General features: G+C 72.4%; 12 protein-coding genes. 6 read left to right on the top strand and 6 right to left on the bottom strand.

Annotated features, from left to right (window positions below; translation table 11 throughout):
• Window positions 1-188: 188 nt before the first annotated feature.
• Together AB0F52_RS25645 and AB0F52_RS25640 are read left to right on the top strand one after the other, a co-directional pair.
• On the top strand, window positions 189-464 hold the full coding sequence (locus AB0F52_RS25645; protein WP_360175883.1) for a hypothetical protein: 276 nt from the start codon (window positions 189-191) through the stop codon (window positions 462-464).
• Window positions 461-811 (top strand): hypothetical protein, encoded by a 351-nt coding sequence (locus AB0F52_RS25640; protein WP_360175880.1) that lies wholly within the window; start codon window positions 461-463, stop codon window positions 809-811. The genes AB0F52_RS25645 and AB0F52_RS25640 overlap by 4 nt, the downstream gene beginning before the upstream one ends.
• On the opposite strand, the gene AB0F52_RS25635 is transcribed toward AB0F52_RS25640, so the two are convergent.
• Window positions 763-5,415, bottom strand: coding sequence for a DUF6531 domain-containing protein (locus AB0F52_RS25635; protein WP_360175877.1), 4,653 nt, complete (start codon window positions 5,413-5,415; stop codon window positions 763-765). The genes AB0F52_RS25640 and AB0F52_RS25635 overlap by 49 nt on opposite strands.
• Window positions 5,416-5,659: 244 nt before the next feature.
• Between AB0F52_RS25635 and AB0F52_RS25630 the strand changes: the two genes are divergently transcribed.
• The gene (locus tag AB0F52_RS25630) at window positions 5,660-7,273 is read left to right on the top strand and encodes a long-chain fatty acid--CoA ligase (protein WP_360175874.1); all 1,614 of its coding nucleotides are present in this window, start codon (window positions 5,660-5,662) and stop codon (window positions 7,271-7,273) included.
• Window positions 7,274-7,279: 6 nt separating this feature from the next.
• On the opposite strand, the gene AB0F52_RS25625 is transcribed toward AB0F52_RS25630, so the two are convergent.
• A complete protein-coding gene (locus AB0F52_RS25625) occupies window positions 7,280-8,968 on the bottom strand; it encodes a GAF domain-containing protein (protein WP_360175871.1) in 1,689 nt (562 codons plus the stop codon).
• A 160-nt stretch (window positions 8,969-9,128) separates the two neighbouring features.
• Here AB0F52_RS25625 and AB0F52_RS25620 point away from each other — a divergent pair, with 160 nt between their 5' ends.
• Both AB0F52_RS25620 and AB0F52_RS25615 read left to right on the top strand, forming a co-directional pair.
• Complete coding sequence (locus tag AB0F52_RS25620) at window positions 9,129-10,532, top strand: MFS transporter (protein WP_360175868.1); 1,404 nt, start codon at window positions 9,129-9,131, stop codon at window positions 10,530-10,532.
• The gene (locus AB0F52_RS25615) at window positions 10,529-12,133 is read left to right on the top strand and encodes a tannase/feruloyl esterase family alpha/beta hydrolase (RefSeq protein WP_360175865.1); all 1,605 of its coding nucleotides are present in this window, start codon (window positions 10,529-10,531) and stop codon (window positions 12,131-12,133) included. Before AB0F52_RS25620 ends, AB0F52_RS25615 begins: the two co-directional genes overlap by 4 nt.
• A 385-nt stretch (window positions 12,134-12,518) precedes the next feature.
• On the opposite strand, the gene AB0F52_RS25610 is transcribed toward AB0F52_RS25615, so the two are convergent.
• Window positions 12,519-16,175: a glycoside hydrolase family 3 C-terminal domain-containing protein gene (locus AB0F52_RS25610; RefSeq protein ID WP_360175862.1), complete on the bottom strand. Its 3,657-nt coding sequence runs from the start codon at window positions 16,173-16,175 to the stop codon at window positions 12,519-12,521.
• Between the two features lie 292 nt (window positions 16,176-16,467).
• A complete protein-coding gene (locus AB0F52_RS25605) occupies window positions 16,468-17,652 on the bottom strand; it encodes a hypothetical protein (protein ID WP_360175859.1) in 1,185 nt (394 codons plus the stop codon).
• Between the two features lie 23 nt (window positions 17,653-17,675).
• Between AB0F52_RS25605 and AB0F52_RS25600 the strand changes: the two genes are divergently transcribed.
• A complete protein-coding gene (locus AB0F52_RS25600; RefSeq protein ID WP_360175856.1) occupies window positions 17,676-18,707 on the top strand; it encodes a tetratricopeptide repeat protein in 1,032 nt (343 codons plus the stop codon).
• A gap of 25 nt (window positions 18,708-18,732) precedes the next feature.
• On the opposite strand, the gene AB0F52_RS25595 is transcribed toward AB0F52_RS25600, so the two are convergent.
• Window positions 18,733-19,077 carry a hypothetical protein gene (locus AB0F52_RS25595; protein ID WP_360175853.1) on the bottom strand — a complete coding sequence of 115 codons (345 nt, stop codon included), beginning with the start codon at window positions 19,075-19,077 and terminating at the stop codon, window positions 18,733-18,735.
• Between the two features lie 55 nt (window positions 19,078-19,132).
• The gene (locus AB0F52_RS25590) at window positions 19,133-20,800 is read right to left on the bottom strand and encodes a phospholipid carrier-dependent glycosyltransferase (protein ID WP_360175850.1); all 1,668 of its coding nucleotides are present in this window, start codon (window positions 20,798-20,800) and stop codon (window positions 19,133-19,135) included.
• Window positions 20,801-20,823 lie beyond the last annotated feature (23 nt).

Genomic DNA, 20,823 nt, shown 5'->3' with positions numbered 1-20,823 from the left:
GGAACCTCCTCGTCTCGTACGGGCACCGGGAATTGATGGCTGCCGCGCTTCGCCGGAAGGCGACCACGAACGTACCGATCCGGTGAACTTCCGGCGACAGGCGCGGGATCGGCTGATCGGATCTCGGACCGCCCGGTCCTGTGGTAAAACCGGGGTGGCTATGCCTCACAAGGCTCGCCGCGAAGGGCGTGCCCGTTCAGCAAGCAGCGAACTTCGCGCGGGTCGCCGACTGCCTGGCCGCCATCGGGTGGCTCTGCGCCGCCGCCGGGCCGGTCGCGGTCGCCACGCACGCCTACGGCCGCCGGATCGAAGCGGAGCATGGGCTCGAGTGCCTCCGCACGGCGGTCGCCGCCGCGGACACGGTACGGGACGTCGAGACCATAGTGGACTGGCTGACGAAGTACCGGGGAATGCCGGACCCCGGGCGTGTGGCCGCCCGCCGGCGGGCCGGGTCGCGGTGGTGATCGGGGTCAGCCGGTGCGCCGGGATCGGGTTCGCGGTGGCGGCGGAACCCCGGCGGCGCCTCGTTGCGGCAGATTTCGCCGATCCACAAGCCGCCGGGCTGGATCTGTGCTGGGCGGTGAACGCCCGGGCGAGCGTGCTGCTGGCCCTGTCCGGCGCGCTGGTCGATCGCGGGATCACGGTCAACACGATCAACCCCGGCCCGGTCGACACCTGGTGGGCGGATCCCGGCCTCGCCGAACGCGTCGGGCGTGCGCCGCCCGCCGGGCGCTGGGGCCGTCCGGCGGACGTGGCGGAACGTCAGCGGGTCGTGCGGTCCCAGATCACCACCGGCGGCGCGTCCGGGTAGTCCGTGTCGTGGGCGATGACCTTGTCCACCTTCGGGTTGTGGCGCAGGATCGGGAACTCGTCCATGTCGAACACGTTGTTCGGACGGCGGGAGGCGAGCTCGTCGCCCTGGCCGGCCCAGCCGCTGGACTTGCCCGGCGTGTTCGGCAGGGCGATGTGGACGTCGCCTTCCGCGTTGCGGCCGAGCGCCTTCGACGCGTCCTTCCACACCTTCTCGCCGTTCGGGTGGTTGTCGGAGAACTTGGGCATCTCGACGCCGTTGTCCTTCAGGATGCCTTCCAGGGTGTTGCCGCCGTTCTTCTTGGCCATGTTGATCGCCGGGTCCTCGATCGAGCCGTGGTACTTCGACTCCGTGATCTTGCCGGTTGCGGGGTCGACGGCCGAGTCCTTGATGTGGCCGCCCGACCAGAACCAGGACTTGTCCTTGCCCGGCGCCATCATCTCGTCCCACTTCTTCGAGAACTTGGCGTACTGCTCGTCGGTCATGTTGTGCGGGCGGACCTTGCCGTCCGGGTCGCGGAACTCGGCCAGGCCGTCCGGCTTCTTGGCCCCCGGCGGGAGCTTCGCCGCGTCGCCGCCGCCGGCCGGGTTTTCCGGGGCCTTCGGGCCGCCCGTCTTGCCGCACGGGCTCTGCACCAGGCCGAGCGGGTCGCTCTGCAGGTGCGGCTGCGCCACGTACCCCACCGGGTCGGGCGCGGCGGCCAGGCCGAGCGGGTCCTGGCTCAGGTACCGGCCCGTGTGCGGGTCGTAGTAGCGGTAGACGTTGTAGTGCAACCCGGTCTCGGCGTCGCGGTACTGGCCCGGGAAGGCCAGCGGCATCGGCGCGGTGCCGGAGGTCGACGGCAGCAGTTCGCCCCAGAAGCCCGTCCGCGCCTGCCAGCCGACGCTTCCGTCCGGCCCGAGCAGCTCGGTCGGCGTGCCGGCCGGGGACGTCACCACCGTGTGGAACCGCACTTCGGCACCCCGCTGCTCGACCTGGACCACCGGCCGCCCGTCGCCGGGGTGCCGCTCCCAGGTCAGCACCCGCGACTGCCCGTCGCCGGTCAGCTCGATCTCCTCGACGAGCTCGCCGCCGCTCCAGACGAACCACGTCTCGGCGGTCTGCCGCGGTGAGCCGTCCTCGCCGAGCACCCAGCGCCGCTTGGCGAACCGCCGCCCGAGCGGGTCGTAGAGGTAGGTCCAGAACGAATCGTCCGGGGCGATGACGGCGATCAGCCGGTCCAGCTCGTCCCAGACGAACCGCCATTCCGCCGGCCCGGCGGGGGTGGGCCGCACCCGGCCGGTCACCCGGCCCTGCGGGTCGTGGCGGTACCGCGTGCCGGCCGGCGGCGTGAGCCGGCCCGCCGCGTCGTAGGCGAAGCGTTCGACGACTTCGGGCGCGTGCACCTCCGTGACCCGGCCCGCCTGGTCGAACCCGAACCGGACCGGCCGGGCGTCGTCGATCGCGGCGAGCCGGCCGTCCGGCGTGTACGTGTAGCCGCGCCGGCCCAGGCCGGTGATCGTCTGCTCGCCGAGCCGGTCCGCGGCGTCGAAGACCTGGCGCAGCACCACTTCGCCGTCGACCGCCCGAGCGGTCTCGCGGCCGGCTTCGTCGTACTCGAACGCGATTTCGTGGCCCGCGATGCGCAGCGACGCCGGGAGATCGCCGTCGTACCGCCACTCACTGTCCACACCGGACAGAGTGGTGCGGTGGACGCCCGCGGCGTCGTAGGTCCAGCGCACGCCGACGCCGTTGAGGGTTTCTTCGCGCACCCGCCCGCGTTCGTCGCGCACGATCTGCAGGACCGATTCGTTGTTGATCGCGTACTCGAGCTGCCCCAGTGCGTCGTAGGCGTACCCGGTCACGCCGGTCGCCGTCCGCCGTTCGACGACGTTGCCGAGCGCGTCGTAGGCGTATTCGGTGACTTCGCCGAGGCCGTTCGTCATCCGCCGCAGCTGCCCGGCCTCGTCGTAGGCGTAGGTCAGCCGGCGCCCGTCGAAGTCGGTCTCCTCGACGAGCCGTCCGGCGGGATCGTAGGTGTACCGCCAGGTCCGGCCACCCGGATTGGTGACGGCGATCAGCCGCAGTTCGGCGTCGTAGCCGTACGCCGTACGCGCGCCGGCGGCGTCGAATTCCTCGATCGGCAGGCCGAACGGGCCGTACGTGCGCCGGGTCGTCCGCCCGGTGGCGTCGCGGTGCTCGACGACGCGGCCTTCGCCGTCGTGGCGCCAGCTTTCCCGCTCGCCGTGCGGGCCGATCCGCCAGGCGCGCTGGCCCTCCGCCGTCCAGCCCAGCCGGGCCGCGCCGCCGGAAGCGGTGTGCACCAGCCGGGGCCGGCCGAACGGGTCGCGGTCGCCCGGCCGCGCCGCGGCGGTGATCACCGGTTCGCCGCCGAGGACGTCCGCCGGGCCGTCGGCGCGCAACCGGGTGGAGACGCCCGGGAGCGCGGCGTAGGGATCGGCCGCCGGGGCGACGGCCCGCGCGGCACCGGCTCGCAGTTCCACCTCGCCGGTCCCGGTGGGGGTCAGCCGGACCTCGGAACCGTCCGGCCGCGTCACCGTCGTCAGCACGCCGTTTTCGTAGCCGTAGAAGGTGATCCGGCCGAGTTCGTCGGACTGCGAGAGCAGGTCGTCGTACCGGGTCCACGAGTACCGGCGCGTGTGCCCGAGCGGGTCGGTCCGCTCGACGAGCTGGCCGGCCTCGTTCATCCGGTAGGTCCAGGTGTGGCCGAGCGCGTCGGTGTGCCGGGTGGTCCGGGCCTCGGTGTCGTAGGCGAAGGTGCCGTTGAGGTAGCGCTCGGCGCCGACGCTGCGGACGCAGCGGCCCTCGGCGTCGTAGACGTAGCGGTACCAGGTGCCGGTGCGGTCCTGCCAGCCGACGATCCGGTCGTCGACGTCGTAGTCGAGGTTCACCGGGCGGCCGGTGAAGCCGGCGATCTGGGTCAGCTGGCCGAGCCGGTTGTAGCCGTACCGGACGACCGGCGCGCCACCGGGCACGCCGAGCGCGGTGATCCGCCCGGACCCGGCTTCGACGCTGATCTCCGTGCCGTCGTCCCGGCGCAGCAGCCGCGGCGCGCCGCTCTCGGCGTGCTCGATCGTGGTGCGGGAGCCGCCCTGCTCGATGACCGTCAGCGGCAGCACGCGGCCGGGGCCGGTCGCGAACACCAGGTCGCGGGCGCCCGCCGACAGCCGGTAGCCCTCGGCGGTCCGGCGCAGCGGGTGGCGCGGGCCTTCGATCGGCAGCACGGGCCGGTCACCGTCCGGCCGCGGGTACACGAGGACCATGCCGTCCTCGGCGAAGAACCGCAGGTGCTCGCGGTCGGCTTCCAGTCGCTGGTCCAGTGTGGACGCCCAGGAGTGGCCGAACCACCGGCCGGCGCGGTAGGCCGACAGGTGCGTGCGCGACAGCTCGAGGTCGCCCCCGGCACCCGGCAGCGTCAGGTCGACCTGCTTCAGCACCACCTCGCCGGTGGCGACGTCCACCGGGTCGGAGACGCAGACCTTCTTGTCGTCCGGCACCGCGCGGTCGCGCGGGCCGTCGCCCTTGGGGTCACCCTTCGGCTTGCCGCCGCCGTCGGGGCCGCCCTTGGGCGTGCCCCCGGGCGGACCGTCCTTCGGCGGCGGCGGGGTGTCGGCCGGCGGGTCGCTCTTCGGGGGCGGATCCGTCTTGGGCGGCGGATCGGTCTTGGGCGGCGGGTCCGCTTTCGCGCCCGCCGCGCTGGTGCTGTCGTCGCCCTTCGGTGGTGGGTCGGTCTTGGGTGGCGGGTCGGTCTTCGGGGGCGGTCCGTCCGGGTCACCCTTGCCCTTGGGGCCACCGATGTCCTTCGGACCGCCCTTGATGTCGGCGTGCTTCGGCGGCGGCGCGGCCTTGCCCGGCTTGATCTTCCGCAACGCCTTCGCCGCATCCGCGAACAGATCACCGGCTCGCTTGAGGAGCGGAATCAGCGCCTTCAGCGCCGTCACCAGCCGCTTCACCAGGTCCGCGATCTTCGACGCCGTCTTCGCCACCGCGTTGATCACCTGCGGCACGACCCACGTCATCCCGATGCCGAGGGTGAACACGACCTGCAGCGCCCAGCTGATCAGGTGCCCGACCAGCTCCGCGATGATGTCCCGCACCAGCGCCCGCACCGCCGCGACGACCTCACCCGCGGTCTTCACCCCGCTGGACGCGCCTTCACAGCCCTTCTGCGCCGTCTCCAGCAACGTCACGGTGTCCTGCGCGCGCTGCCGGTAGGTGTCCGCGGCGGCACCGGTCCACGACGAGACGTCGGTCTTGACCATCCCGGTCAGGTCCTCGCCGATGCTGCCCAGCTCGGCGGCGACGTTCTTCCACGTCTCCGACTGCGCCGCGATCTCGTCGGCGTTGCCGGTCAGCCCGTTCAGGGCCTCTTTCAACGGCCCGACGTGCTCGATCAACCAGCCGACCCCGGCGGCGAGGATCGCGCCGAACGGGTCCATCGCCATCGACAACGCGTCCAGCGCCGTCCCGACGGCCCCGAGCGCCACCGACGCCCAGTCCCCGCTCTCGATGGCCGACTTCAGGTCGTTCGCCGATTCCAGCAGCGAAATGCCCGAATACGCCTTCGTGGAATCCTTCGTCTCCGCCACCAGCGGGTTCGCCACGGACCACCCTCTTTTCACCGAGTGTTGGCCCAAAATTAGCAGCGCCGGACCCGGCCCCGGTGGTACCCGCACCCCGCTGCCCGAAAATCCACGATCGCTGTCCGGGGCGGGCAACGGCCCCCGACGTGGAGGTGATCACCACCGGGGCGGGCGGACGAGTGGGCGGTTCTGACCTCTCTTCCCCGCGGAGACCGCTCTTAAAGTCACTCGCGACCCAGAAGATCCCCCGACCGGAAGAGGCGCCATGGACGGGCTGATGCAGCCACGGCCGCTCACCCTCGCCCACATCCTGGAGCGTGCCGAGCGGCTCTACGCGCACAAGGAAGTCGTCACGGCCGGCGGCGAGCGGCTGACGTACGCCGAGGTGGCCGGCGGGACCCGGCGCCTCGCCACCGCGCTCGACGCCCTCGGCGTCCCGGCCGGCGCCCGGGTCGCGACCTTCGCGAGCAACCACCGCCGGCACCTCGAGCTCTACCTGGCCGTGCCGGTGACCAAGCGGGTGCTGCACCCGATCAACATCCGGCTGCCCGCGGAGCACCTCGAGTACATCGTCGAGCACGCCGAGGACGACGTGGTGTTCGTCGATCGGGCGCTGCTGCCGCGGATCTGGCCGAGCGCCGGCCGCCTGCCGCGGGTGCGGTACTGGGTGGTGCTGCCGGACGACAGCGACGAGCCGATCCCGGTGGACCCCCGCGTCCGGCACTACGACGACCTGGTCTCCGCGGCGCCGCCGTTCACCGGCTCGTTCGAGGACACCTTCACGCTCGCGGACGAGAACCTCGCGTCCGGGCTGTGCTACACCTCGGGGACGACCGGGCCGCCCAAGGGCGTGCTCTACAGCCACCGCTCGACGGTCCTGCACGGCCTCGGGACGCTCGCCGCGGGTCTCGTCGGCCTGTGCGAAAGCGACGTCGTGCTGCCGATCGTGCCGATGTTCCACGCCAACGCCTGGGGCCTGCCCTACGGCGCGATGCTGACGGGCGCTTCCCTGGTGCTGCCCGGCCCGTCCGCGGACCCGGACCACCTGCTGCGGCTGATGGCGGCCGAGCGGGTCACGGTCGCCGGAGCCGTCCCCACGGTCTGGACGAGCATGGCCCCCGGGCTGCGGGACCACGACCTGAGCGCCACGCGGTTCCTGCTCGGCGGCGGATCGGCCGTCCCGCCGGCGCTGTCGGAGACCTACCGCGCCGCGATCGGCGTGCCCATCACGCATTCCTGGGGGATGACGGAGGTCAGCCCGGTCGGGGCGATCGGCGGCACGCGTACCCAGCACCGGGACGCGCCCGCGGCGGACCAGGTGGCCGTGCGGGCCGCTCAGGGCCAGCCGTTGCCGCTGGTGAACGTGCGGATCGTCGACGTCGAGACCGGCCGCGAGCTGCCCCGCGACGGGGACGCCGTCGGTGAGCTGCAGGTCGCGGGTCCCTGGGTGGCGGGCGGCTACTACCGGGTGAGCGCCGACGGCAGCTTCACCGACGACGGCTGGTTGCGCACCGGTGACCTGGCCACCATCGACGCCGAGGGCTACCTGCGGCTGGTGGACCGGATGAAGGACCTGATCAAGTCCGGTGGCGAGTGGATCTCTTCGGTCGAGCTCGAGGGCGCCATCGTGGCCCATCCCGACGTCGTCGAGGCGGCGGTGATCGCCCGGCCGGACCCGCGGTGGATGGAACGCCCGGTGGCGTACGTCGTGCTGCGGGAGGGGAGTGCGCTGGGGGCCGAAGGACTGCTGGCGCACCTCACGCCGTTGGTGGCGAAGTGGTGGCTGCCCGACGAGTTCGTCTTCGTGCCCGCTTTGCCGAAGACGGGTACCGGCAAGATTTCGAAGACCGCCCTGCGCGACTCGGTCAGGGTCGGCTGAACCGCCTCAGGACGTGACCGCCCGCAGCTGGTGCAGCCGGAGCCCGAGCTGCAGCTCCAGGTCGTTCTCGTGGCGCCAGTCGGAGCCGAGGACCGTGCCGGCCCGGTCGAGGCGCTTGAGCAGCGTGTTGACGTGCAGGTGTAGCGCGCGGGCGGTGGCCGCGACGTTCGCGCGGTGGACGTAGTAGGCGCTGAGGGTGCCGACCAGATCGGTGCCCCGCCGCCGGTCGTACTCCAGGAGCGCGCCGATCGAGCCGGTCAGGAACCGGTCGAGCTCGCCGGCCCGCTCGGGGTCGAACACCATGGCGTACAAGGCGTACTGACGCGTGGTGGCACCGCCGTCGGTGTGCCCGAGCGCGCGCATCACGGCGCCGCAGCGACCGGCCAGGGAGAACGCCCGGGCCCAGTCGTGGCCGGCCGCCCGTTCCCCGACGACGAGGACGGGACCGCCCAGCGTCCGCCGCAGTCTGGTGTGGACGTCCGCGACGGTCGCCTCGTCGTCGGCGCCGGGCAGGATCATCGTGGCCCGGCCGAGGTGTTCGCCGGCCAGCCCGGCGCGTTCCCGGGCGACGTCGTGCAGGTGGCGCGCGAGGTCGCCCGGCGGCACCGCGGGGGAGTCCGCGACCAGGACCAGGTCCAGGCGGTCGACGTCGATGGTGCGGGCCCGGGCGCGGGCGCGCTGGGCCGGGCCGATCCCGGGACTGCCGAGCATGAGCTCGGTCAGCAGCTCCCCGCTCAGCCGCTCCCCGGCCTCGGCCACGGCCCGCTCCTTGAGGATGAGCAAGCCGAGGATGTGCGTGGCGCGCTCGAGGGTCCGCAGGTCCGTGTCGTCGCCGGTGCCCGACGGCCGGCTCCACACGAGCGCGCCGAGGTAGCTGTCGCCGGCCTGGACGGCCGCCACGCTGCGGTCGGTCCCGTCGGTGCCGGACGACGTCGTGCAGCGGCCGGTGCGGCGGGCGGCGTCGACGGCGCCGGCCAGGTCCGTCCGGAGTGGACTGTCGGACCGGTCGAGGAGCGTGATGCTGCCGCCGAGCTGATCGGCGAGGTGCTGCGCCACATCGCGCGGGGTGCCGCCGTCCAGCACGACCCCGGTCAGGGCTTCGTGGATCGCCTGGGCCCGCTCGATCTTCCCGTACGCGACCCGCAGCTCCCGCAGGGCGGTCCGGCTCGCTTCGTAGAGCCGGGCGTTGTCGAGGGCGACCGCGGCGTGGTCGGCGAACGCGTTCAGCAGCGCGATCTCCTCGGCCTGGAACGAGCGTTCGGAGCGGTCCGCGGCGAACAGCGCGCCCACGGCCTCACCGCGGATGACCAGCGGCACACCGAGCAGCGCGACCAGCTCCTCGGTGCCGACCAGCCGGTCGAAGTTCGGATCGTGCTGGATCAGCGTCGAGGTGGCGTAGTCGCGCACCCAGTGCGGGCTCTTCGAGGCCAGCACCTTGCCGCCGAGCCCCACCGTGGCGGGGATGGCCGCCGCGAGGAACTCCGCCGAGATCGTGCCCTCCGACGCGCGGGCCGACAGCCGGCCGTCCGCACCGACCAGCGAGAGGTAGGTGAAGTCCGTGCCGATCAGGTCGTGGGCGTGGTGGACGATCGACTGCAGCACCTCGTCGAGCTCGCCCAGGGCGGTGAGCGACTTGACGGTGGCGTACAACGACGCCAGTTCGCGCTGCCGCCGCGGTTCCGCCGCACTGGTCACAGTGTCTTCCTCCTCGGCGTCTTCCTCCTCGGCATCGGGTGGGCGAAAGACCCACCGCTGCGGCGGGAGGAGTGGGTGGTCCACACCTCAGGTCGCAGCGTAACGGCGCCCTACCATCACGGCCAGCACTTGCCTGACCTCCTCGACGAAGGCGGCACCCATGGCCATTCCGCTCACCCAGCCCGAAGGGCAGTCCGGCACCGGCGTGCCCGCGACCCCGCGCCGGGCCTTCCGCAAACTGCTGGCGGCCGGGCTCGTCGGCAGCTCGATCGAGTGGTACGACTTCTTCCTCTACGGCACCGCGGCCGCGCTGGTGTTCCCCAAGGTGTTCTTCCCGCACGCCTCGGCGCTGACCGGGACCCTGCTGGCCTTCAGCACGTTCTGGGCCGGCTTCGTGGCCCGGCCGATCGGCGGGGTGCTGGCCGGGCACCTGGGGGACAAGTACGGGCGCAAGCCGGTGGTCGTCGCCTGCCTGGCGGTCATGGGGGCCGCGACCTTCCTGATCGGCTGCCTGCCCACCGCGGCGAGCGTCGGCGCGCTGGCCCCGACGCTGCTGGTGCTCCTGCGGTTCGTCCAGGGCCTGGCGACCGGCGGGCAGTGGGGCGGCATCGTGCTGCTGCTGACCGAATCCGCCAGTCCGAAGCGGCGCGGCTTCGCCGGGACCTTCGGGCAGACGAGCGTGCCGGTGGCCGTGATCGTGTCCAACCTGATCTTCGTCGCCACCAGCGGGCTGATGCCGGACGCCGCCTTCCTCGGCTGGGGCTGGCGCATCCCGTTCCTGCTGAGCGTCGTGATGTTCGGCGTGGTGCTCTACATCCAGGCCAAAGTGGAGGACACGCCGGAGTTCCGGCGACTGCAGGAAGCCGTGGCGGACAAGGACGGCCCGGTGGTCCGGGCGCCGATCGCCCAGGTCCTGCGCAGCAAGTGGGGGACCATCCTGCTCGGCTGCGGGCTGCTGTCGGCCACCAACAGCCTGTTCTACGTCAGCATTTCCGGGTTGCTCAGCTACGGCACCGGCACGCTCAAGCTCCAGCGTGACTCGCTGCTCGCGGTGGTGCTGCTCAGTTCCGCGGCGATGCTCGCGGCCATTCCCTGGTCCGGGTACCTCTCGGACAAGGTGGGCCGCCGCCCGCTGATCCTGATCGGCGGCCTGGGTGTCGCCCTCTGGGCGTTCCCCTACTTCGGGCTCGTCGGCACCGCGTCCCTGCCGCTGATCTTCGTCGCGGTGGCGGTGGGGTTCGTGTTCCAGTGCCTCACCTACGGCCCGATCGCGAGCTTCCTCGGCGAGCTCTTCGCCCCCAACGTCCGCTACTCGGGTGCGTCGCTGGCCTACCAGCTGTCCGCGATCATCGTCAGCGGTGGCACGCCGTTCCTGATGACCGCGCTGATCGCCGGGACCGGGAGCACGTGGCCGGTCGCCGTCTACATCACGGTGATGGGGTTGATCACCTTCGCCAGCGCGTGGTTCCTGCCCGAGACCAACCCGGCCGAGGTCCGGGCCGACCCGGACGCCGTCCCGGGTGCGCACCTCCACCAGCCGTCCGAGGCGAAGGGGCTCCGATGAGGAAGACGCTCCGGCTCGCCGTGTCGGCGGCCTTGGTGCTGGCGGCGGGCGCACCGGGCGCCGCCGCCGCGGCTCCGGCGGCCCCGGACTGCGCCGGGCTGACCGGACTGCGGATCCCGGCGTCGGTGATGAGCCTGCCGACGACCGGCGGGCTCGTCACCGCGGCTTCCGTCGTCCCCGGGGAATACTGCCGGGTCGACGCCGAGCTCCACCCCGTCGACCCGGCCGCGCCGGCCATCAAGCTGCGCGTCGCCCTGCCCCTGGCCTGGAACCACAAGGCGCTGATGTTCGGCGGCGGCGGGTACAACGGCACGATCCCCGACGTGGCGGCGAACGTGCCGTTCGGCCCCGCCGACCGGCCGGCGCCGCTGGCCCGGGGCTACGCGACCTTCGCGAGCGACTCCGGCCACCAGCAGAACCCGGCGTCCCCGCCGTCGCTGGACGGGTCGTTCGGCGCGAACGACGAGGCGTTGATCAACTTCGCCGCGGGCGACGCGTTGAAGAAGACGCGGGACGCGAGCCTGTTCCTCATCCGGCGCGCGTATGCGGCGGCACCCACCGAAGTCTTCTTCGCCGGCGGCTCGACCGGCGGCCGCGAGGCACTCGTCGTCGCCCAGCGGTGGCCGTCCGCGTTCGACGGCGTGATTTCCGCCTACCCGGCCTGGAACAACATGGCCGAGATCCTCGACCTGGGCTACCTGGCGCAGGTGCTCTCGCGCCCGGGCGCCTTCCCTGACCCTGCCAAGCAGACGCTGCTCTACGACAGCGTCATCAAGGCGTGCGACGGCTTGGACGGGATTACCGACGGAGTCGTTTCGAACCCGGGAGGCTGTCGCTTCGATCCGCGTGTGCTGCGCTGCCCGGGCGGAACCGACGCCGGCCCGGCGTGCCTGTCGGATCCGCAGATCGGGGCGGTGACCGCCCTGTCGTCGCCGTTCCGGTGGCCGTACCGGATCGCCAGCGGCGAGACGGAGTACCCGGGCTTCCCGTTCCTGTCGGGGGCGGACATGCGGACGCCGTTCCTCGGCTTCGGCACCACGGCGCCGGCCGACCCGATGCCGGTGACCAGCGGGTACGGGATGCAGTACTGGGACCAGTGGGTCAAGTACTTCCTGACCCGGGATCCGGCCCACCGGGCACTGGACATCGATCCCCGGCACCCCGGCAAGTGGCTCGGCCGGATCAGCGCGCTGTCGTCGATCGAGGACCGCAACAACGCGGACCTGCGCCCGTTCGCCCGCGCGGGCGGCAAGCTGATCCTCCTGCACGGCGCGGCGGACGAGCTGGTCTCCCCGTACTCGACGAGCGATTACTACGAACGGGTCCGTTCGGTGGCGGGGCCTCGGACGACCGAGGCGTTCCTGCGGTACTACGTCGTGCCGGGGGCCAACCACGCCAACTTCGGCACACCGGCGTTCGCGGCCGGCTGGGACTCGCTCACGGCCCTCGAGCGGTGGGTCGAAACGGGCCGGCCGCCGGTGAACCAGGTCGTCGCCGACCTGGCCCACCAGCGCACGCGGCCGCTGTGCGCCTACCCGGGCTGGCCCCGGTACCGCTCGGGCGATCCGGACAGTGCCGCGAGTTTCGCCTGCGCTCGTTGACCGGTAGCGCACGGTCAAGTCGCGGGGGGCGGACCGCCGGCCGCCGGATCGGCACGGTGGCGGCGGCCAACAAGCCCGTCCCGCCGGCAAGAACGCCGGCGGGGCGGGCCTGCTTCCGCAATTCGCGGTCAGCCCGATGGGCCGATGCCGGAGGTGCGCTCATCCGCCCGGATCCGGCGTGCCGGTGCAGGATCCGAGGTCGGCGGCACCAGCCGGCGGGCGGGCGAGTGGTGCGCCTGTCCGGGCTCGCGCGGGCGATCCGGCTGGCGCGGCGAGCTTCGCCTGCGCCCGTCGACCGGTGGCGCGCTTCACGATCGCCCGCGCTCGTTGAAGATGAACAAGCCCGTCCCGCCGGCACGAACGCCGGCGGGACGGGACCCCTCGGTCAGCCGATGGCGATCGTGAAGATGTGCATCGCCGCCGTGCCCATGTTCGCTCCGTCGCTGACGTCCGGGAGCGTCACGTACTGCACCGTCTTGCCCGGCTGCAGGGGGATCGGGGCGTAGTACAAGCTCACCTTCTGGTTCAGCTGCCCGCTGCTGTTGTTCAGGTACGGCAACGTGGTGAGGATGTCGCCGCCGGTGGCCGCGTTGGACCACCAGTCCGCGAAACTCACCGAGTGGGACTCGGTCGTACCGTCGGTGTACGTCACCGTTGCCGTTCCGCTCGGGCTGCCGTAGTCGCCCGCGCCGATCAGGCCCAGCGTGTGGCCGGTGCCGGAGATCGCGATCGTCTGGCCGCCGGCCACGCCGCCCGCGACCACGTTGTCCGGACTGCCGGTCGGGACGTCCGGCCAGGTGAACGTCAGCCCGTCGTGGGTGAACGTCGCTCCCGGCGTCAAGCTGGGCGTCGCCGCGGCCAGCGCCTGTGCGGAGAAGCTCGCGTTGCCGCCGTCGAAGTTGCCCGCGCCCGGCGTGGCGTCGTCGCTGATGCCCACGTTGTTGTACGCCGCCGCGAACGACGGGTACGGCGGGTGCGGCAACAGCACGGTCGTCGCGTCCGTCGAGGTGCCCCGCCCGTTGACCGAGGTGAACGCGGCCTGCGCCGACAGGTCGAACTTGCCGGGTTCCGCGGACGCCGGGACGCCGATCTCCCAGGTGGTGCTGACGGTCTGCCCGGCCGGCACGGTGGCGAACGTCGACGGCGAGGTGGCCTTGACGGTCCAGCCGGCCGGCCCGCTCAGCGTCAAGACGACGTCGCGCAACGGCCGGGCGCCGGCCGGGTTCGGCAGCGTGGTGGTGGCGGTGTACGTCGTGCCCGCCTTCACCCGCTCCGGTGCCGTGAGCGTGAACGGCTGCTCGACCACCACCGGCGTGGTGCCGGTGACGCCGTCGACCGTGACGCTGATCGTCGCGACGCCGGGCGCCACCATGGTCACCTGGCCGGTCCGGCTCACCTCGGCCACGCGCGGATCGCTGCTGCGGTAACCGATCCGGGCCCGCGAAAGGTCGACGAACGACTGGTCGTCGTGCACCGCTTCGACGATGTGGTCGGCCGGCACGTGCTGGCCGGCCTGGGCGGTGTCATCGGCGATCCACGGGTTCTTCGCGGTCAGGTCGAGGCGCTGGCCCGGCGCGAACACGACCTGACCCGGCTGCACGGTCACGTACTGGGTCTTCGGCTTGATCGCGCCGGTGACGGCCACCGTGGCGGTACCGGCGAGGTGGGCGGAATCGGCGCCGACGCCGAACCGGTAGGGACCGGGGTACACCACTTCGCGGCGCTGGCCCTCGTTCCAGAACGACAGGTCACTGATCCGGACCGGGATGGCCAGGTGCTGGGTCCGGCCGGGGGCGAGCACGTCGGTCTTCGCGAAGCCGGCGAGGCGCTGCCGCGGCAGTTCCACGCCGGGCACGCCGAACGCCGTGGCCGCGTACAGCTGGGCGACGGTGGCACCCGGCGTGCTGCCGGTGTTGGTCACGTCCACGTGCACGGTCACCCGCCCGTTCGCGTCGACGGCCCGGGTGTCCGCGTGCACGCGGGAGTAGGCGAACTTCGCGTAGGAGAGGCCGTAGCCGAACGGGTACGCCGGCGTGCCGGTGAAGTACTGGTAGGTCCGGCCGAGGCCGCCGGTCTGGGACGGCGTCAGCCCGTAGTTCTTGATGGCGGGCAGCTGCGAGTCGTCGGTGTACCAGGTGAAGTTGAGGTGCCCGCTGGGGTTCTGCTTGCCGAACAGCACGTCGGCCAGCGCGGTGCCCTGGCTTTCGCCGTTGTACCCGCTGAACACGATGCCCGGAATGCCCGCGGCGTGGCCGAGCGAGACGGCGCCGCCCGCCTGGACGGCCAGCGCGGTCCGGGGGTTGCCGGCCGCCTTGACCTGGTCGATCAGCGAGTCGTAGTTGCCGGGCATGGCGATGGTGGTGCGGTCCCGGCCCTCGGTGGCCACGTTCCCGTCGGTCCCGGCGAACACCACGACCAGGTCGGCCGTCTTCATCGCGGCCAGCGTCTCCGCCGAGCAGCTCGCCGCCGTGGTCGTGCCGGTGGACGTGCCGCACGCGTCGAACGTGACCGTGGCACCCGGGTTCGCCGCCTTGACCGCGGACGTGATGCCCTGCACCGCGTTCACCTGCAGCGCGGGTTCACCGGAGTAGCCGCCGAGGGTGACCTTGCCCGCGAGATCGCCGACGACGACCACGGTGCCGAGCTTGGCCGGATCGGCGGGCAGCAGCGGCGCGGCGGTGCCCGGGACCGGGTCGTTCTTCAGCAGGACCAGCGAGTTGGCGGCGACCTTCGCGGCCAGCGCCTGGTGCTCGGCGCTCTGGATGACGTCCTTGGTGATCTTCGTGTACGCCACCCGGTCCGGCGGGTCGAACTCGCCGGTCTGCATGCGCGTGGTGAACACGTGCACCAGGGCGTTGTCGAGCACGCCTTCGGACAGCACCCCGGCCTTGATGGCCTCCTGGATGTTGGCCACGGTGGCTTCCGTGCCGGTGCAGTTGAGCTGCGTGCCCGCGCGCAACGAGTACGCCTGGCCGCCGGCGGCGCCGGAGACCTGCTGCCCGGACGCGGTGTTCGTCCACTGCGTTCCGCCGTTGGAGGTGGCCGTGGTCCAGCCCGGGGGCGCCCAGTTGTGGCTGCCCGGCGCGTAGACGTCGCCGACCGCGCCGCAGTCGGAGGTGGTGTAGCCGTCGAAGCCGTAGGTGCGCTGGGCGATGGCGTTCGCCGTGTACGTGTCGGCCGGCGACGGCGTGCCGTTGATCGCGTTGTACGACGTCATCAGGCCGGACACGTGCGCGTCCTGGATGAGGTGCCGGAACTGCGCGGTGTAGTAGTCGCGGAGGTTGGCCTCGGTCGTGTCCGAGGAGTCCGCGTGCCGGTCGTTCTCGACGTTGTTGAGCGCGTAGTGCTTGGCGGTGGCCGCGACCTTGAGGTACGGCGTCGTCGGCCGGCCGGACGCGGTCTGGCCCTGGTAGCCGTTGACGAACGCGCCGGCCATCTTCGCGACCAGGTACGGGTCTTCGCCGAACCCCTCGTCGGTGCGGCCCCACCGCGGGTCGCGGTCGAGGTTCACCGTCGGCGCCCAGTAGGTCAGCGAGCCGTAGTTGTTCTTGTCCGGGCCGATGTTGTTCTGCGCGACGCCCCACAGCGACTTGTCCAGCATGCCGCGGGCCTCGTCGGAGATCGCCGTGGTCTCCTGCTGGATCAGCTCCGGGTCCCAGGACATCGTGCTGGCCAGGTTCGTCGGGAAGCTGGTGGCGTGCACCCCGCCGGTCGCCGTGCCGTCGTCGGTGTTCGCGCCGAGCGTGTTGAGGCCGTGCTGGCCTTCGCTCCAGTACGTGTACTGCTGCACGCCGAGCCGCGGGATGGCCGGCGCGCTGTTGGTGCGCAGCTGCAGCACCTTTTCGGGCAGGGTCATGCGGGCGACGAGGTCGGCGGCCCGCTCGGCGAAGCTGTAGTGCGTGTCGCGGTAGACCGGCAGCGCGGCCGGCTGCGCCGGGGCTGCCGACGCGGCCGGGACGAGCGTGGCTGCGGTGAGGGTGGCGGCGAGCAGGGGCACGGCGGTCAGCCGTACCCGTCGCCGGCCGGGGAAGCGCAAGGACATCGGATCTCCGTCGCAGAAGGTCGATGGGCTGAGGGCTCCGGCGCGTTGCCGGCCGCGGGGAACCGCCGGTCCGCAGGCTGGTCCGTGACCATCGTTCGCAGCGGATCCGGTTCTGGCAAGCCATTCACGGCCGTTCCGGTGTTGCCCCTGGCCGGAGCCCGGCGGCGGCTGAAATTTTCACCGGCTCTCGACTGCCGCCGGTGCCGCGAATGACTCATTCGGGACCTCCGAGGTCCCGAATGAGTCATTCGCGACGTTCCGACGCGCTGCCGCACCCGGCCGGGCGGTGGGGTCAGGCCGGTTCGGCCTCGGCCAGGAGGGTGCGCAGGCGGGTGCCGTGACCGGAGACCTGGCCGAGCAGGAGGTGCCCGGCCTCGTCGCCCCACAGCTTGCCGACCAGGTGGCGGTACTCCGACAGCCGCGGCAGCTTGCTGTCGAGCCGGAAGAGGATAGCCAGGGGCCGCCGCTGCCACCAGCGGCGGATCCAGTCCACCGGTTGCGTCACCAGCAGGGCGCCGTAGCTCGTCGGCAGCGCGGGGCCGGCGGCGGCTTTCACCGCCCTTTCGGTGAGGTTGAGCATTTCGGTCAGTGACACGGTTTCGCGGTCGGGGCCGCTGGCTTCGGCCAGCAGCGCCTGGTACCGGGCCAGCAGCTTCCGGCGCTCCCGGACGGTGTCGGCGTTGCTCAGCTCGGCCTTGAAATCGCCGAAGTAGCGGCGGTAGCGGCGGAATTCGTCCCGCACGCGCAGCAGCTGCTCCGGGACGTCGTCGAGCGACGAGGCGCGCGCGAGCACCAGCGCGCTGATCGGCGGGATCGGGATGGTCGACATCGCCGCCCACTCCGCCACGAGCTCGCCGCCGTTGAGCGGCTCGTCGAGCGATTCGCGGACCTCGTCGTAGAGCCGGCGCGGCAGCGAGCGGTACGTCTTCTGCAGCGTGCCCGCGACGAACGGCACCCGGTCGAAGTCGGGGAAGTAGTCCAGGCCGTGCGCGGCGGCCACGAGGAGGTAGCCGTTCCCGCGGTACATCCGTTCCTTGACCGAGCAGTCCCCGCAGCTGGCGTACCCGCCGAGGGCGTCGACCTGGGCGAGGAGGTTGTTCAGCCCGGTCGTGTAGTCCAGGCCGGTCACCGCGCCGGTCGCGTCGACGGCGTGCCCGGGGTCGCCGGCGTCGAGGGTGATGCGCTTCGCGAGCTCGTCCGGCAGCCGCAGCATGACACGCCGGAGTTCGTCGGGGGACAGTGCCGGCTGGAACGTGCGGTAGAGCCCTTCCTCGCCGAGATGCCGGCCCAGGAGGGTGACGTGTTCGTCCGCCGCGCCCAGCGCTTCCAGGCGGTCGAGGAGCACCACCGCTTCGCACAGCGCGCAGAGGTCGAGGAAGAGCGGCAGGGTGAGCGCGTCCGGACGGCTCAGGACGGTGCTGGCGTTGGCGACCAGGGTCTGGGTCACCAGCGCCACGTTTTCCCCGGTTTCGGCCACGCCGTTCATCTTATGCTGGGGTGGTGACGTTCCTCCTCGAACTCGGCGCGGCGAGCGTCGAGGTGACCGAGTTCGCCGGCACCGACCTGCCGGCGGTGCGCGAGCTGGTTGAGCGGGGCGAAATCGTGTTGCTGCGCGAGGAAATCCCCGCGCCGGGTTCGCTCGACCAGTGGCCGAGGGACGTCGCGGAGTCGATCGGCGAGTGCGCGGTGGTGCCGCTGTCGAGCCTGACCGGAGCGGGCGGCCCGCGGTACCCGCTCGTGGTGGGCCGGCGCGAGAGCATCCGGTTCCTGTGTTCGTACGCCGAAAGCGTGCCGGTTCCCTGCGAGGCCCGGCCGGTGGTGACGGACTACCGCGAGTTCCGGCACCTGTGGCTGGGCGGCACCCAGGCGGTCGACCCGGACGGCTTCGCGATCGGCATCACGCTCGCCGATTTGCACGCCCGCAACGTGCTGCACGGCGACGCACATCGCGGGAACTGGCTGTTCGACCGCGAGGGCCACGCGCTGGTGCACGATCCGCGGCCGGTCTTCCTGCACGCCCGGCCGAGCGCGGAGCAGTGCGCGACGGACATCCGCCCGCTGCTGCCGGGCCTGACACCGGACGGCTGGCAGAGCTTCCGCCTCGGCTACCGGCGGGCGTGGCCGGAGGAGGGGCGCGTCATCGACCTGATCCAGCTGAGCGACCGGACCGGCTGGGCGGCCGCCTTCCGCACCGGGGAGTTCGCCCGGGCCGCCGAGTCGGCGGCTCGTCAGCTCGCGACCGAGGACACGTCGATCGTCCGGGTGATGTTGCTGGCGAACCGCGCCATGGCGCTGAGCCGGGCCGAGCGGCACGATGAAGCACTGCAGGAGTGTCTCGCCGCCTTGAAGCTGGCGAAGCGGCGCTGCCCGCATGCTGCGAACGGCCTGGGGCTCGCCCTGGCCGTCGTGCTGTCGGGCCAGGGGCGTCAGGACGAGGCGGTGGACGCACTGCGCCCGGTGAGTGGGCAGCCCGAACAGCTGCTCGCCCGGCTGACCCGTCCGGACGCCCAGCTGCCGATCGTGAACCTGTGAGCCGAGCCGGGTTCCGGGGACGGGCTCAGCGGTTGGTCCAGTAGAGGACGTCGGGAACCACGACCAGCAGGGCCACCGCGAGCCAGTACCAGCCCGCCTTCAGCTGCGGTGCGCGGAAGGCGAACAAGGCGTTGAGGCCGGCCACGACCAGCCCGGCGAACAACGCCGACACCACGCCGAGCCCGATCACGAAGCCCGCGCCGTCGTCGACGACCGTGGGGTCGATCGGAACCCAGCCGAGCTCGCCCGCCAGGACCTGCGCCGCCAGCATCGCGAAGGCGACCGGGTAGGCGGCCGGGATGGCCAGCAGGAGGTTGAGCGGAACGCCGATCAGCCAGACCTGGTGCGGGCGGAGCTCACGACGGGGCACCCGGCCATCATGCCGGAGCCCGGGGGAGACGTCAGCGGGCGGTTCGGTGCCCGGATCACGGCCGGCGGTGGATCGTGATGGAGTGGCCGACCTCGTCGATCGGCGTGCTCGTGCGCAGCAGGAACCCCAGGCGGTCGTCCGCCTTGGCCACGGCGGAATCCGACACGGCGAGCAGCCCGTGCACGGCGTCCGGGGGCACGGCGAGCGGGTCCCCGGCCTCGATGCCGTAGTACGACGGCACCCCGCTGCCCTTGTAGACCAGCCACACCCGCTGACCCGGATAGCGCTGCTTCAGGCGATCGGCCAGCCGGCCCAGGTCCTGACCCCAGTCGACGTTCGAGTCGTGCAGCTGCCGGCGGGTTTCCGCCGGGCCGCCGAACGCCTCGTTGGCGTACGGCAGGTAGTAGGGGAACGTGCGCAGCGAGCTGACCGCCGTGAACGCGACCAGACCTGCCACGGCGACGGGCGCCCACCGCCGGCGGAGGGCGACCACCCCCGCCGCCGCGACGGCCAGGAACATCGGCACGAAGAGCGCGTACCGGACGCCGAGGTCGCGGCTGCCCGTCATGGCCGCGGCCAGCAGCACCGCCGCGGGGACGAGGACGTACGGCGCCGCCGGGCGCAGCTTCGGGACCGCCACCATCGTGCCGACGCCGGCCGCCCAGAGCGCCAGCGTGCCCAGCGGGGTCTTCACCAGCAACGCGGCCGGGAGGTAGTACCACAGCGCACCGACGTGGCGGCTGCCGAACAGGAACGTGGTCCACACCTGGTCTTCGAAGCCGAACTGGACGCGCAGCCCGTCGAGGTACGGCCCGGGCAGCGGCAGCAGACCCGCGAGGGAGCGCAGCCCCTCGAGCGGCGGCAGGCCCGGTGGTGGCACCCAGCGCAGCCGCGGATCGACCACCAGGTACGAAACCCACACCACGGCGATCGCGATCGACGCGACGCCGAGGGCCGCCGCGGCACCGGCCCCGAGGCGCCGGAGTGTCCGTTGTGGACCGGACGCCCGGCGGTCCTGCCAGACCGAGAGCACGACCAGGAGCAGCACCACCGGAACCGCGGCCAGGGCGCTCATCTTCGTGGCCACGGCCGCGCCCAGGGCCAGTCCCGCGAGCGGAAGGTAACGGCCGGGACGCCGCCGGGCGCGCCACAGCAGCCAGGCCGACGTCACCAGGAAACCGGCCACCGGCACGTCGAGGGTCGCCAGTGACCCGTGCGCGACGAGGTCGGGGGAAAGCGCATACAGCGCCAGCGCCACCACGCCGCCGGCCGGGCCGGCCAGATCGCGGGCGAAGGCGAAGACGACCAGCCCGAACAGCAGCGTCAGCACGATCACCGGCAGCCGCGCCAGCAGCATCAGCCGGCCCGGGTCGTGGCCCGACTCGTAGAGCACGGACCGGCCGAGCTCGCTCTGGTCGCCGGCGAAACCGGCGTCGACGTGCACGTCCGCGAAGGCCAGCCCGGTGGCGATGATCAGCTTGCCCAGCGGCGGGTGTTCGGGGTTGAACCGCAGGCTGTGGTGTTCCAGGGAGAAGATCGCCGTGCCGGCGTACACCGGCTCGTCGATCGTCGGTGTCTGCGCCACGGCCGTCGTGATCATCGCGGCCGCCATCCCGGCGAGCAGCCCGGCCACGGCGAACGCGAGCAGCCACCGCCGCCACCGGCCGGGAGAACGCCCGCGCGCGGCGGGCGGCCCGTCCTCCCGGGTCGCTTCCGTGATCACCTCTTTGGGACGTCCGGCGGCGG

This window comes from Amycolatopsis sp. NPDC024027, from assembly GCF_040638975.1.
GTDB lineage: Bacteria > Actinomycetota > Actinomycetes > Mycobacteriales > Pseudonocardiaceae > Amycolatopsis.
The sequence above is the reverse complement of the archived record's forward strand: the minus strand, read 5'-3'. Positions and strand labels throughout refer to the sequence as shown.